The organism is Bacillus xiamenensis (assembly GCF_000300535.1).
Taxonomy (GTDB): Bacteria; Bacillota; Bacilli; order Bacillales; family Bacillaceae; genus Bacillus; species Bacillus xiamenensis.
Genome location: NZ_AMSH01000023.1, coordinates 19,888 through 34,139 on the forward strand (window position 1 = coordinate 19,888; position 14,252 = coordinate 34,139).

The following is a 14,252-nucleotide window of genomic DNA, read 5'->3' on the forward strand; positions in this document are numbered from 1 at the left end:
AAGGCAGCTTGTTTTCTAAAATCAGGAATCTTTATAGACAGAAAAATTTTTTTAGAAAAATTATTTTGAATATTGTTGAAATATGAGAAAAAACTCTATATAGTAGTACCAATATAGAATATTGGAGGTCAGATTTTATGACACCATCCTTGCTGAACACTTGCTTCAGCAGCCATGTTGGTCATCATCATTCATAGGTGGCTAAATAAACAGAAAATTTGTAAAATAAAATCAACTCAAAATGATGCAGTCAACAAGACTTGTAGTATAGGAGGCTTTTTAAACAGATGGCAGAACTACGCAGTAATATGATTAAACAAGGAATTGACAGAGCACCTCACCGAAGCTTACTAAGAGCAGCGGGGGTAAAAGATGAGGATTTCGGCAAGCCGTTTATTGCCGTATGTAATTCCTATATTGATATTGTCCCAGGGCATGTCCATCTTCAGGAATTCGGGAAAATCGTCAAAGAAGCCATTCGTGAAGCTGGCGGCGTTCCATTTGAATTCAATACGATTGGGGTCGATGACGGAATTGCAATGGGGCATATTGGGATGAGATATTCATTGCCTAGCCGTGAAATCATTGCTGACTCAGTAGAGACCGTTGTGTCTGCACACTGGTTTGATGGAATGGTTTGTATTCCTAACTGTGATAAAATCACACCTGGTATGATGATGGCAGCCATGCGCGTCAATATCCCGACTGTATTTGTCAGCGGTGGTCCAATGGAAGCGGGCAGAACAAGTGATGGCAGAAAAATTTCTCTTTCATCCGTCTTTGAAGGTGTTGGGGCATACCAGTCAGGAAAAATTAATGAAGAGGAATTAAATGAATTAGAGCAGTTTGGCTGTCCAACCTGCGGCTCTTGCTCAGGTATGTTTACTGCAAACTCAATGAACTGTTTAGCAGAGGCGCTTGGTATCGCTCTTCCTGGAAATGGAACGATCTTAGCGACATCACCAGAGCGGAGAGAATTTGCGAAGAAGTCAGCAAAACAACTGATGGAACTCATCAAAAAAGATATTAAACCACGTGATATTGTCACTGAAAAAGCAATTGATAACGCATTTGCTTTAGATATGGCATTAGGTGGTTCAACAAATACAGTTCTTCATACATTGGCAATCGCAAATGAAGCGGGTGTTGAATATTCACTTGAGCGTATTAATGAAGTAGCAGAACGAGTGCCACATTTATCAAAACTTGCTCCAGCCTCTGATGTTTTTATTGAAGATTTACATGAAGCTGGCGGTGTAACAGCTGCTCTAAATGAATTGTCCAAAAAAGAGGGTGCTCTTCATTTAGATACAATGACTGTCACAGCGAAAACGCTGGGCGAGAACATTGCAGGACATGAGGTAAAAGATTATAACGTCATTTATCCAATCGATAAGCCATTTACTGAAAAAGGCGGCTTAGCCGTTTTATTTGGAAACCTTGCGCCAGATGGAGCCATCATTAAAACAGGCGGTGTACAAGACGGCATCACACGTCATGAAGGACCTGCGATCGTATTTGAATCCCAGGAAGAAGCTCTTGAAGGCATCATTAACCGAAAAGTAGAAGCAGGACATGTTGTCATTATTCGCTATGAAGGACCTAAAGGCGGACCTGGCATGCCTGAAATGCTTGCACCAACCTCACAAATTGTCGGAATGGGACTTGGTCCAAAGGTGGCGTTAATTACAGACGGCCGTTTTTCCGGTGCTTCTCGCGGATTGTCCATTGGACACGTCTCTCCAGAGGCAGCAGAGGGTGGACCTCTTGCTTTTGTTGAAAATGGTGATCATGTTGTGGTCGATATTGAAAAACGCATTTTAAGTGTAGATGTCCCAGAGGAAGAATGGGAAAGAAGAAAAGCAAACTGGAAAGGCTTTGAGCCAAAAGTGAAAACCGGCTACCTTGCCAGATACTCAAAACTTGTCACATCAGCCAATACAGGCGGGATCATGAAAATTTAATCTGAAATCGAACATTTGAAAAATGGCTCTCTCTATAGTATCCTTTATTCACAGCATAAGGATTTTAGAGGGGGCTTTTTTATGTCAATGGCATATGAAGAATATATGCGTCAGCTTGTTGTACCAATGCGCCAAGAGCTAACAAGTGCAGGATTTCAAGAATTGACGACGGAAGAAGAAGTAGAACAAACGATGCAAGAAGCAGAAGGAACAACATTTGTTGTGGTCAATTCTGTATGCGGATGCGCTGCCGGCTTAGCACGTCCAGCTGCTACTCAAGCGGTCATGAAGGCAGAAAAAGCACCAGATCGACTCGTGACGGTTTTTGCTGGTCAGGATCGGGAAGCAACTGCTAAAATGAGAGAATACTTTACGGGAGAAGAGCCATCTTCTCCATCTATGGCACTTTTAAAAGGAAATGAACTCGTTCATTTTATCCCGCGTGACGAAATTGAAGGTCATGAAATGGAAGACATTATGAACAACATCTTATCTGCTTTTGAAAAACATTGCTAATACAAGTGTTGAAATGCCCTGTGATCCTATCAGGGCATTTTTTCTTGATCATGGTGGAGGAATGGACATGCTCATTACAACAAGCTTTAGAGCAAATGAACATACAATTGAAACAGCAAAGGCACTCGCAAGGGACTTACATGGTGAGTATATAGCGCGGCGCAAACAATCCGTCAAACAGCTTGCGATCAAACGAGGGGACGTTCTCGTTGTTGGGAAAGAAAGGTTCGAATGGTATCAGCCAAATGGTGAAAAGTTTTTCTTCCATCCAAGCTCAGCTATGTTTAGGGTGAAGCGGATTCTGCGAGGGGAGAAGGATCCATTAATTGAAGCAGCCGGGCTAGAGCCGGGCGATTCCTTTTTAGATTGTACGCTTGGCTTAGGCTCAGACGCCATTACCGCCAGCTGCGCAGCAGGCTCTAATGGAAAAGTGGTCGGCATTGAAAAAAATCCGATGACGGCATTGCTAGTTCGAGAAGGGCTTAGCACTTGGGAAACTGGTGTAGCGGCGGCAGATGAAGCAATGAGACGTATATCCGTCATAAGCGGAGACAGCATTGAGCAGCTAAAGAAGCTGCCTGATCGTTCATTTGATATCGTCTATTTTGATCCAATGTTCGAGGAGACGATTCAAGAATCTAGAAGCATGTCGCCGCTCCGTCATGTCGCAGAGCATCACTTTGACCACGAAGTAGCCATGCAAGAAGCGGTGAGAGTGGCTAGAAAAAGAGTGGTTTTAAAGGATCATTGGAAAAGCACTCGATTTACTACAGACGCCTATCAATTTCAGGTCATCAAACGTAAAACCGCCCAATTCCATTATGGGTATATCACAATAGAAGAAGACTAATCAACACCACTTTAATTAATCTGATCGAAAAAAGCCCTGATTCAGGGCTTTTAATCTGTGATCTCCATATAGACAAAATAAAATAATGTCAGCAAGGAAGCTGTGATGAAAAACCCTTCAAGCATATCCATTCCTCCCAAATTTTAGTCGTCGTTACTGTCATTGTAAACGTTTTATCTTAAAAAAGAAAGTCTCAAATAAGTGACCAAATTGAATGACTGAAAATTCATTATATGCTAGAATAGCAGTATGATAACGTATGGAAGGAATTAGATATCATGAAGATGTGGATGAGAAAAACGCTTGTTGCACTCTTTACGATTGCAACGTTTGGCTTAATCTCTCCTCCGTCGGCTTTGATGACAGACAAGCCATCTGAACTTTCTTCATCTGATAAATCACCTTATACAGCAGTTTATGATACATCAGATGATACGCGCAGCTGGGAACTATCGCAAGAAGACAACAAAGAGCGGGTAGACCCCTTTGAGCAATATAAACAAGAGGTTCTATCAAGTGCAGAAAACCAATCCTTTCTCAAATTTGGCCGTAAAATTACACCTGTCATTGAGGACGAGTACAGAGAAGAGATTCAACCGAAGATTGAACAAGTGTTAACCGATTTTTTAACAAATTTTAAAGATGACGAAAAATTTCAAGATGTTGTTTTAACTGATCAGCCTTCGAGCGGAAATAGCGAAAAAATCTTCCACATTTATAACAGGAAGACCGGAGAAGATTTGCTTCGTTTCCATGTGAGAAGAGATCAGCCGCCTCACAGCGGATACTGGTTTAATTTTCACTATCATACAGCAGAAGATGGATTCCAGACGCATCATGAACTCGGTAATATTTACTGGGATAAAAACACCCCGCCGAGCTGGATGAGCCACTAGAAGGAGATGTCATGCCAATTGAAAAAGTATACAATGAACGAAATGGTTCGCATTACAAAACAGATGTTAAACGAGCGTGGAGTGAAAATAGAAGATATTGCACATATTGTGCTGAAACTCCAAGAGAAATACAACCCAAATCTTCCACTTAGTGTCTGCATTGAAAATGTTGAAAAAGTGCTGAATAAAAGGGAAATTGTCCACGCAGTTTTGACAGGACTTGCTCTTGATCAGCTGGCAGAAAAAAAGCTTTTGCCAGAACCTTTGCAGCATTTAGTTGAAACAGATGAACCGCTATATGGAATTGATGAGATTATTCCGCTTTCCATTGTCAATGTATATGGATCAATCGGTTTGACCAACTTCGGTTACTTAGATAAAGAGAAATTTGGTATTATCAGGGAATTGGATGAAGGTCGTCCAGGTGAAGTGCACACTTTCCTTGATGACCTTGTCGCTGCACTCGCCGCCGCCGCTGCAAGCCGCATTGCTCACTCTCACCAAGATATTAAGGACGAAGAGCAGGATCGAGTGAATCAAGGATAAAAGAAAAACATGTCTGCTCATCATGCAGACATGTTTTTTTGGTTTCAACAAAAGCTGAAATAAGGTAAACTACAACAAGAACATAAATAAAGGATGAAAAAAATGAAACAATACAAAGAGTTATGCCGTCATGTATTACAGCACGGGGATAAAAAAGGTGACAGAACAGGAACAGGCACAATCAGCACGTTCGGTTACCAAATGAGATTTGATTTACAGGAAGGATTTCCTCTATTAACCACAAAGAAATTGCACCTGAAATCAATCATTCATGAGTTACTGTGGTTTTTAAAAGGTGATACAAATGTCAAATATCTTCAAGAAAATGGTGTCCGTATTTGGAACGAATGGGCAGATGAAAATGGAGAGCTAGGGCGCGTGTATGGTGCCCAGTGGAGATCATGGGCGAGCGGAAACGGAGAGACAGTCGATCAAATCGCAAGGCTGATCCATGATATTGAGCACAATCCGAATTCAAGAAGACTGATTGTCAGTGCTTGGAATCCGGGAGAAATTGATCAAATGGCGCTGCCTCCTTGCCATTGCTTGTTTCAATTTTACGTATCAAACGGGAAATTGTCCTGCCAGCTTTATCAAAGATCGGCAGATATCTTTTTAGGCGTGCCGTTTAATATTGCTTCATATGCACTTCTGACGATGATGATTGCCAAGGTGACAAATCTTGAGCCAGGAGAGTTTATTCATACACTAGGAGATGCTCATATTTATCAAAATCATCTTCCGCAGGTGAAAATGCAGCTAGAGCGAGAGGAGCGCACGCTTCCGCAGCTTCGCATCACAAGAGATGTAAAGAGTATTTTTGATTTTACGTTTGATGATTTTGTGCTTGAAAACTATGATCCGCATCCTCACATTAAAGGAGAAGTCAGTGTATGATTTCCATGATAGTGGCGACAGGAAAAGACAGAGTCATTGGCCAAGATAATCAAATGCCTTGGCATTTACCCGCTGATTTAGCGTATTTTAAAAAAGTCACAGGCGGCCGTACCATTGTCATGGGCAGAAAAACATTTGAATCAATTGGACGAGCATTGCCTAACCGCCGTAATATTGTGTTGACCACAAGTTCTTCATTTCAAGCTGAAGGATGCGAGGTTGTCCATTCAATCGATGATATTTTAGCCATCGCGAAGAATGAGACAGAATTATTGATCATTGGTGGGTCTAAGCTGTATGAGGAAATGATGCCATATGCAGATCGTCTATATATCACTCACATTCACCATGCGTTTGAAGGTGACCGTTTCTTCCCTCATTACGATGAAGAAGATTGGACGGTTATATCACGTGAAAAGGGCCATAGTGACGAAAAGAACCCCTACAATTATGAATTTGTCGTTTATGACAGAAAAGAAGGATAAATGAGTAGGAGGAGTTCGGTTGTTTCGTTATTGGTGTTTAACGATGTATGTTGTTGTATCCTTTTTTAAAAGTATGAAGCATTTGTACGATCATGAATTAACTGATCCCCGCATTTCCTATACGAAACGAATGCATCTCATTCATGAGCATGCGAAAAAGTTTGCCCGGGGATGTATTGATCAATCAGGGTCAGTGATGACCATTTATCAGCAAAAGAAGCTTCCAGATGGACCTGTGATTTATGTCACACAAGAGCATCATCCAGTTACGACGACATTGTTGATTGGCCACCTTGAGAAGCCATTTGCTTTTATTGCAAAACCGCATCTGTTTCGCTATCCCATCTTAAAGCAATGGCTGAAAAAGATGGCGGTGATTCATCAGAATCAATCTGATGATGCGTTATTAGAAGAGGCAAAAGAGCGAATCATATCTGGACAGAGTATATTGCTTCCTGAAAAATATCGTCCCATTGCAGAAGCGCTTGCTGAAGAATGTGACTGTCCTATCGTTCCGATTGAAACAAGCGGAACGGAGCGCCTTTTAACAGGGAAAATCGTGAAAAGGCTACGTCCTGTCAATGTCGATATTCATATTAAAGCACCTGTTATGATGAGTGACTACGCACAAAAGCGTGCATAGAAAAACCAGCATCCGAATGTGGATGCTGGTTTTTTTATCATGCAGCTGGGATGTTGACACAATAGAATAGAATGCAGAAAAACATGGATGCACTTCCGCCTAGGACAAAACTGTGCCAAATCGCATGATGATAGGGGATTTTCCGCCAAATATAAAAGATCGTTCCGACAGAATACAAAATACCGCCTAACAGTAAGAGACTAAAACCTGCTCCTGTCAATTGAATGTACAGAGGTTTGATCGCGATGATAATCATCCAGCCCATTAATAAGTAAACAAGGGTTGATACAATGATAAATCGTTTGACGAAAAAGATTTTAAAGACAATGCCTCCAGCAGCAAGCGCCCATACGATTGCAAGAAGTGTATAGCCGAGTGCGCCTTTTAATGGTCCGAGTAAAAAAGGTGTATATGTACCAGCGATCAAGACATAAATAGCCGAGTGATCGAGGATTTCAAACACATCTTTTGTTTTTTTGTGCCGAATGCTATGAAGCAAAGTTGAGCTTAAATAAAGCAGCAGCATGGATGCGCCGAATATCGAAAAGCTAATAATGTCTGTGACTGTGCCATATTGAACAGCGAATAAAACGAGAAAAACAATGGCGGGAATGGATAAAATGACCCCAATGCCATGTGTAATGGCGTTTGCAATTTCTTCTTTTACAGTAAACAATGGATGTCCTCCTTTATTGAACCGGTATATAACCATCAAGCGACTTCAGAAATGAGAGACCTTCAAGTGTAATCTTCGTTCCAGCTCTGCCTTTTCCTTTCGTCACATAGGCTTTTTTCTCAAGATCATCTAATCGGCTCCTGACTTGCTGAGGAGTCAGCGGGATATCACCTTGCTTGCTTAATTCAGACAAGATGCGCCTGCTGGCTGTTTCCCCCTTTTCATTGAGAGACTTAATGGCTTCAAGTAAGAAAACAAATTCTTGTTTCTCCATAAGCGTGAGCTGGTGTTCCTCTTTTTTTCCTTTACTCGCCGTGTGTTGAGGTAATAGCACAAAAGGCGGCAAGTGGTGCAAGAAAACCGTTTGTCCCTCGAGAACCGAAGCAGCATAATGAACCATATTTTTTAGTTCCTGGACATTGCCTTCAAACGGATACTGCTGCAAGAACTCCCAAACACTTGAATCAATATCGGGCTTCATGCCGAGCTCCTGAAAGAAAGCTAGTGTTAAAACAGGAATATCTGTTTTTCGTTCTGCTAAAGACGGAAGAGGCACGTGGAGTACATTGAGACGATAAAACAGCTCAGGTAAAAAAGTTGACGAAACCCTCAGAGCCTCTAAAGATAAAGACGAAGAAGCAATGATTTTTGTTTCAGGAGAAGTTTCTAGAAAATGAATGACGTGATGCTGCATAGGGATACTTAATAGACTGACTTCGTCTAAATAAAGAACTTGGTTTGTCACTTGCGTGAATGCTTCCTTTAAAGTGACTTCATCCAAAATAGGGCAGTATATGTGCCGCATGGAAGCTTGTGGATTAGATAGGTTTGCCATTTCCTGTGCAAATCGTGTTTTGCCTGTTCCAATTTGTCCTGTCAACAAGACAGGCTGCTCATTTTTCGCGAATTGCTTTGCCATATGAATGGCGTGCTTAATATCTTGATGCTCCCCATATATAGAAGCAAACGGAGGTGTGGTCATTGGGTGATTCCTTTCTTTTTGGTTCTAATTGGTTTTATTATAACACCCAATTAGAACAATTGTATAGAAAAACGAAAAAGTTCATGAAATTTATCTTCGATCCATGATCTATTGGTTCATTTTTTGAATATTCATGTTATAATGACAAATTAAATAAGGTTAAAGAGAAAGGATCTTGTACATGAAACCGTTGCTCAAAGAAAACACGCTAATTCAAGTGAAAGACATCTTAAAAGCCCATCAAAATTTGAAGGATGTAGTCATTCATACACCACTTCAAAAAAATGAGCGACTTTCTGAACGATATGAATGTAATGTCTACTTAAAAAGAGAGGATCTTCAAGTAGTTCGTTCCTTTAAATTAAGAGGCGCTTTTAATAAAATGAGCCAGCTCCCAAAAGATAAACTAGAAAATGGCATTGTCTGTGCCAGTGCTGGAAATCACGCGCAAGGCGTGGCTTATTCTTGTAAATATTTAGGGATCCATGGGAAAATCTTTATGCCGGCTACGACTCCAAGGCAAAAAGTATCTCAAGTGGAGCTTTTCGGAAAAGAATATGTTGACATTATCTTAACCGGAGATACCTTTGATGATTCGTATCATGAAGCAGTAAAATGCGGAGATGAGGAAAAACGCGAATTTATCCATCCGTTTGATGATTTGGATGTTATGGCAGGACAAGGAACGACTGCTGTAGAAATATTAAATGATATCGAAGTAGAGCCTCACTTTTTATTTGCAAGTGTCGGAGGTGGAGGTTTGTTATCTGGTGTTGGTACCTATCTCAAAAATATCGCACCAGAAACCGAAATCATTGCAGTCGAGCCGCTTGGTGCAGCTTCACTGCATGCTTCCCATGAGAAGGGGGAGGTTGTGACACTTGATTCGATTGATAAGTTTGTAGACGGGGCAGCGGTTCAGCGAATTGGCGAAAAGACGTTTACATCCCTTCAGTCCGTTGTTGATAAAATTAGTCTCGTACCAGAAGGAAAAGTGTGTACAACCATTTTAGAGCTGTATAATCAATGTGCGATTGTAGCTGAGCCAGCAGGCGCTTTGCCAATTGCAGCCTTAGATGCACACCGCGAGGAGATTAAAGGGAAAAATGTCGTCTGTATTGTCAGCGGGGGAAATAATGACATTGGCAGAATGCAAGAAATCAAAGAACGCTCAATGATTTATGAAGGGCTTCAACATTACTTCATCGTCAACTTCCCGCAAAGAGCAGGTGCTCTTAGGGAATTTTTAGATGAAGTGCTCGGGCCAAATGATGATATCTCACGCTTTGAATATACGAAAAAGAATAACCGAAGCAAAGGACCTGCGCTTGTTGGCATCGAATTGAAAGAGCGAGATGACTATGCAGCGCTGATTGAACGAATGAACAAAAAAGGCTTCCATTATGTTGAAGTGAATAAAGATCAAGATTTATTCCACCTATTTATTTAGGGTAAACAGATCACTTGGAAAAGAGGACTGATCGTTTGTGCTGCTCAAAACAATATGTTTTAGACGGATGGATGGAGCTCAGATCAAGGTAACAGAAATCCCTGTTCTAAAGGGAGATGAGCCATATGGTTTCATGCTCACCTTTAGACTTGAAGCTTTCTTGAAAAAAGTCTATGTATCTAAAGGGAAAAGATATGTTTACTCTTTCAGGGAGGATGTGAAACGTAACGTCAAGTGGAGCACATATGAACAGATCTATCAGCAGCCTACATTGAAACACAATGCGTAAATAGAAATCTTTGTCAAAGGAGTAAGAGGCGGCTTTGAAATGACGGCTGCTCCGTTTGGCAAGGATTTTTTTGATGAAAAGAAGAAAATGTGACAATTTCAAAAACGTTATGACAGTTGTTTTCAAGATTGCAGGAAATAAGGTAATATCATAAGTAAAGACTAAGACAGCAAGGATGAGACGATAGTGAAACAAATTAAAATTGTAACAGATTCAACCGTGGACCTTCCGCAAGAGAAAATCAACGATCTTTCAATTCACGTCATTCCACTGAATATATCCATTTCTGGAGTTGACTATATTGACCGGATAAATTTACAGCCAGATGAATTTATTGAGAAAATGGAAGCCGCAGAAGAACTGCCGAAAACGTCTCAACCTGCAATTGGTCAATTCGTGGAATTATATGAAAAGCTGACGGCAGATGGAAGCGAAGTGTTGAGTATCCATTTAACCGGTGGAATGAGTGGTACGGTTCAAACTGCTGAAAGCGCTTCTAAAATGGTGGATGGAAACATTACGGTCATTGATTCTGCTTTTATCTCTCAAGGACTGGGCTTTCAAGTCCTTAAAGCAGCGGAGCTTGCAAAAGAAGGAGCCAGCAGTGAAGAGATCATCAAAGAAGTGGAAAAAATCCGTCTTAAAACAAAGCTATATGTCACAATTGATACATTAGAAAATCTCGTGAAAGGTGGAAGAATTGGAAGAGGAAAGGCGCTGATCGGCTCACTTCTTCATATCAAACCAATTGCCAGCTTAACAGACGGGGTATATACGCCAGAAGCGAACGTGAGAAGCTACTCTGCTCTTGTGCGCTATTTAACAAAACAGTATGTACAGGCGGTGAAAGGAAGAACCGTTCAGGCTATTGGAATTGCGCATGCAGATGCATTAGAACTCGCTGAAAAACTCAAAGCAGCGCTGCTTGAGCACACACCTGATGCCCTTATTGACATTGCCTATACAACACCGATTATTTCCTGTCATACCGGAAAAGGCGCAATAGGCTTTACTTTTTATACCGATTGATTGAAAAAGGGGATGTGCAAGTCATGTATAGAAAAAGGGGAGCCTTGTTTGGTACGCTTATGATGATAAGCGTGCTTCTTTTAGTCTCGTGTTCAAATGGGCAAATCAAGGATGCGTTAAATTATCAAATCGAGCCGTTTGAATATCAAAACCAGGATGGTCAAAAGGTGTCGCTCGATGATGTAAAGGGGAAAGTGTGGGTGGCAGATTTTATTTTCACAAGCTGTGAAACGATTTGTCCTCCTATGACGGCACATATGACAGAACTGCAAAAACGATTAAAAGAAGAAAAATTGGATGCGCATATCATTTCGTTTAGCGTAGACCCAGAGGTAGATTCACCGAAAAAGCTAAAGACGTTTGCAAAAGCATATCCATTGTCCTTTAAAAATTGGGATTTTCTGACTGGTTACTCACAGTCAGAGATTGAAAAATTCGCGATGAAAAGCTTTAAGACCATCGTGAAAAAACCTGAAGACGAAGATCAGGTGATTCATCAATCACTGTTTTTCCTTGTGGATCAAGAAGGAAAAGTGATAAAAAATTATGACGGTGTTCAAAACACACCATATGATGAAATCATTAAGGACATCAAGACGCTGAGCCGGAGCTAGCATAAGGATGTTCAAATGAGCGAAAACATGATACACTTTTTTAATCAGAAAAAGGAGGGACATCATCGTTTGAAAGCTCGTTTGATTTTGATTGTGATGTCTCTAGCTTTTGTTCTTTCTGCATGTTCTGCGCAAGAGGCTGGCATAAAGGATAAACTAGAAGACACACAAAACGTAAAAGAACATATTACGATTGCAGCGGTTGGAGATTCCTTAACAGAAGGAATCGGAGATCAAGATAAAAAAGGATATGCAGGCATCACCCGTGACAAGATAGAAGCGGTGGACGGCGTGCAATCTGTGACATTAAAAAACTATGCCATTAAAGGCAGTAGAACGGTAGATTTATTAAAAAGATTAAAAGAAAAAAAGGTGCAGGATGGACTGAAAGACGCTGATTATATTTTCTTTACGATCGGCGGAAATGACTTGATGCATGTCGTCCGTCAAAATGTGCTCAATTTGACGTTTGCTCCTTTTCAAAGAGAGCAAGGTCCTTTTGAGGAGCGCTTTAAGACCATTCTTGCCCAGCTAAGAGAGCATAATGACCACGCGAAGATCATGTATGTCAGTATGTACAATCCGTTTAAGTTCAGCTTGTCTGAGCTAAGAGATATTGACGAAGTCGTCAAAGACTGGAACGCTGCTGCCAAAAAAGAACTGAAAAAAGACGGCAACGCTGAGATGATCGATGTGGCAGATTTATTTGATGAAGATTCTGATGAAAAATTACTGGCAGATGATGATTTCCACCCAAACCAAAAGGGGTACTCTCTTATGGCAAATCGTTTATTCTCAGAAGTGAAAAAAGAAGGACTGCCGAAGGAATAGGGTGAAAAGATGAAAAAATGGAAGAGCTTATTTTTTATTTTACTGTCAATCAATCTACTCATTGTTCTTGCCTGCGGTATTTTGATGCTGCTGCCGGGCGGTCAATCCGCTTCAACAAAAGAAGTGAATAGCGAGTATGCGTTTAACATTTCTAGCTCAAAAGAATCTCTGACCAGATTTGTCAATGATTATTTGAAAAATCAAGGGTCAAGCGATATGCCAGACTTTCATGTGGCGATTGATCAAGATGTGAAGGTAACTGGCGCAATCAAAGCCTTTTCTTCTACCATTGATGCAAACGTCTCATTTACGCCAACTGTTGAAGATAATGGGGATGTACTGCTTAAAGTAGATGACTTTTCCATCGGACAATTAAGCATTCCGATCAGTTTTGTTTTAAGCTATATGGGTCAGTTCTATGAACTGCCTGAATTCGTTCATGTGAAACCAGACCAAAAAACGGTGGAAGTGCGCCTTTCAGAAATGCCGCTGACGAATGATATGTATGTCAAAGCGAACAAAATTGATCTTGAGAATGATGAAATTGAATTTTCATATTACCATCCAAAGCAATAGAACGTGGTAGTCAGGAGTGAAAACATGAAGCGAGTCTATCAATATTTTAGTTTACTGTCGCTCTTATTTGCTGCGTACTTTGGCATTACGGCTGCCACTGATTTAAAAGCAGAAAATATCGACCAGTTTTACTTAAATATCGCCTATTGTGCTTTATTTTTAGGTATCATGATTCTTGCTTTTGATTTTCAAAAGCAAGAAAAAGCTGAAGATGTCTCGTAAGGAGCCTTTTCCATTTGGAAAGGCTCTTTTTACATTTGACGAGACAAGACCACCTTTGCCATAAGCTCTGGTTCTCCATTTGCAAAACCATGAAGCAAAATAAGATAGGCCCGCTTTGTTTGCAGATGGACTTTCGGGATATCAAGCAGCACACTCTGAGTACCAGACGCTTTCAATTCAAAATGATACTTATTCGGCGAGAAATGATGGGTTTGAGTGCCGCTCACATAACCGAGCTCCTTTGATAACATTCCTTGATCCCGTTCATATATATCAATGGGAGGGAGGTCTGGAGACAGCTGGACAAACGTCAGTGCTGACAAATCTTCTTGCTTAATCAGCGAGTCTTGCCTTTCTGTAAGCAGCGCAAAGCCAGTATGAGCTCCTGTGATACATAGTGTGTAAGTCTCGTTTCCCTTCATCGTCATACGAGAAGAAAGAACTCTTTCTTTTGTAGCCAGCTTGAATACTTCTATCTCATATACACCCTCATCCCACTCCATATATGCTGTCAGCTGGCCGTAAGGCATCTTCTTATGAATCTGGTGCTGGTTCACAAATACAGCGAGCTCACTTAAATCAGGTGCGGCGTGAAATATTCGAATAACGGCTTTTGAAGAGGTGTTTCTCTGATGGTATGGGTGGGCGGTAGCTGATGGACGATATAGAAAGTGATTCATCTCATAGAGCTGCTGCAAGTCCTCATCCCTTCTTTCTCATGCAATGTGTTTTTTGTAGCGTATGCACGACAGGGACGATCTGTATAGGCAAAAGAAACATAGAAAA

The 14,252-nt window shown here is 40.9% G+C and carries 18 protein-coding genes; 15 read left to right on the top strand and 3 right to left on the bottom strand.

Annotated features, from left to right (window positions below; all coding sequences use genetic code 11):
* The first annotated feature begins 287 nt into the window (after positions 1-287).
* From ilvD to BA1_RS09310, 8 genes are all read left to right on the top strand, one after another.
* The gene (ilvD, locus tag BA1_RS09275; RefSeq protein WP_008358122.1) at positions 288-1,964 is read left to right on the top strand and encodes a dihydroxy-acid dehydratase; all 1,677 of its coding nucleotides are present in this window, start codon (positions 288-290) and stop codon (positions 1,962-1,964) included.
* Between the two features lie 81 nt (positions 1,965-2,045).
* The gene (locus BA1_RS09280; protein ID WP_008358124.1) at positions 2,046-2,480 is read left to right on the top strand and encodes a BrxA/BrxB family bacilliredoxin; all 435 of its coding nucleotides are present in this window, start codon (positions 2,046-2,048) and stop codon (positions 2,478-2,480) included.
* A 67-nt stretch (positions 2,481-2,547) separates the two neighbouring features.
* Positions 2,548-3,330 (top strand): class I SAM-dependent methyltransferase, encoded by a 783-nt coding sequence (locus BA1_RS09285; RefSeq protein WP_008358126.1) that lies wholly within the window; start codon positions 2,548-2,550, stop codon positions 3,328-3,330.
* A 278-nt stretch (positions 3,331-3,608) separates the two neighbouring features.
* Positions 3,609-4,226 (top strand): YpjP family protein, encoded by a 618-nt coding sequence (locus tag BA1_RS09290; RefSeq protein WP_008358130.1) that lies wholly within the window; start codon positions 3,609-3,611, stop codon positions 4,224-4,226.
* An 18-nt stretch (positions 4,227-4,244) separates the two neighbouring features.
* Complete coding sequence (locus BA1_RS09295) at positions 4,245-4,772, top strand: phosphatidylglycerophosphatase A family protein (RefSeq protein ID WP_008358131.1); 528 nt, start codon at positions 4,245-4,247, stop codon at positions 4,770-4,772.
* A 102-nt stretch (positions 4,773-4,874) separates the two neighbouring features.
* Positions 4,875-5,669: a thymidylate synthase gene (locus tag BA1_RS09300; RefSeq protein WP_008358133.1), complete on the top strand. Its 795-nt coding sequence runs from the start codon at positions 4,875-4,877 to the stop codon at positions 5,667-5,669.
* Positions 5,666-6,154, top strand: coding sequence for a type 3 dihydrofolate reductase (folA, locus tag BA1_RS09305; RefSeq protein ID WP_008358135.1), 489 nt, complete (start codon positions 5,666-5,668; stop codon positions 6,152-6,154). The genes BA1_RS09300 and folA overlap by 4 nt, the downstream gene beginning before the upstream one ends.
* Positions 6,155-6,173: 19 nt before the next feature.
* Positions 6,174-6,797, top strand: coding sequence for a lysophospholipid acyltransferase family protein (locus BA1_RS09310; protein WP_008358137.1), 624 nt, complete (start codon positions 6,174-6,176; stop codon positions 6,795-6,797).
* A 37-nt stretch (positions 6,798-6,834) separates the two neighbouring features.
* On the opposite strand, the gene trhA is transcribed toward BA1_RS09310, so the two are convergent.
* A complete protein-coding gene (trhA, locus tag BA1_RS09315; RefSeq protein ID WP_008358138.1) occupies positions 6,835-7,473 on the bottom strand; it encodes a PAQR family membrane homeostasis protein TrhA in 639 nt (212 codons plus the stop codon).
* Between the two features lie 13 nt (positions 7,474-7,486).
* A complete protein-coding gene (locus BA1_RS09320) occupies positions 7,487-8,455 on the bottom strand; it encodes an AAA-type ATPase lid domain-containing protein (protein WP_008358140.1) in 969 nt (322 codons plus the stop codon).
* A 181-nt stretch (positions 8,456-8,636) separates the two neighbouring features.
* Here BA1_RS09320 and ilvA point away from each other — a divergent pair, with 181 nt between their 5' ends.
* The 7 genes from ilvA (at position 8,637) to ypmT (ending at position 13,466) form a co-directional block, all read left to right on the top strand.
* Entirely contained in the window at positions 8,637-9,905 is a 1,269-nt protein-coding gene (ilvA, locus tag BA1_RS09325; protein WP_008358142.1) for a threonine ammonia-lyase IlvA, read from the top strand.
* 37 nt (positions 9,906-9,942) lie between these two features.
* Positions 9,943-10,194: a YpmP family protein gene (locus BA1_RS09330; protein ID WP_008358144.1), complete on the top strand. Its 252-nt coding sequence runs from the start codon at positions 9,943-9,945 to the stop codon at positions 10,192-10,194.
* Between the two features lie 186 nt (positions 10,195-10,380).
* Complete coding sequence (locus BA1_RS09335; protein WP_008358147.1) at positions 10,381-11,223, top strand: DegV family protein; 843 nt, start codon at positions 10,381-10,383, stop codon at positions 11,221-11,223.
* 23 nt (positions 11,224-11,246) lie between these two features.
* Positions 11,247-11,837 (top strand): SCO family protein, encoded by a 591-nt coding sequence (locus BA1_RS09340; protein ID WP_008358149.1) that lies wholly within the window; start codon positions 11,247-11,249, stop codon positions 11,835-11,837.
* Positions 11,838-11,906: 69 nt separating this feature from the next.
* Entirely contained in the window at positions 11,907-12,668 is a 762-nt protein-coding gene (locus BA1_RS09345) for an SGNH/GDSL hydrolase family protein (protein WP_008358151.1), read from the top strand.
* Between the two features lie 9 nt (positions 12,669-12,677).
* A complete protein-coding gene (locus BA1_RS09350; protein WP_008358153.1) occupies positions 12,678-13,244 on the top strand; it encodes a YpmS family protein in 567 nt (188 codons plus the stop codon).
* Between the two features lie 24 nt (positions 13,245-13,268).
* Positions 13,269-13,466 carry a protein YpmT gene (ypmT, locus tag BA1_RS09355; RefSeq protein ID WP_008358155.1) on the top strand — a complete coding sequence of 66 codons (198 nt, stop codon included), beginning with the start codon at positions 13,269-13,271 and terminating at the stop codon, positions 13,464-13,466.
* A 29-nt stretch (positions 13,467-13,495) separates the two neighbouring features.
* Here ypmT and BA1_RS09360 read toward each other — a convergent pair whose 3' ends face one another.
* A complete protein-coding gene (locus tag BA1_RS09360) occupies positions 13,496-14,164 on the bottom strand; it encodes a DUF4397 domain-containing protein (RefSeq protein WP_008358157.1) in 669 nt (222 codons plus the stop codon).
* Between the last annotated feature and the right edge of the window lie 88 nt (positions 14,165-14,252).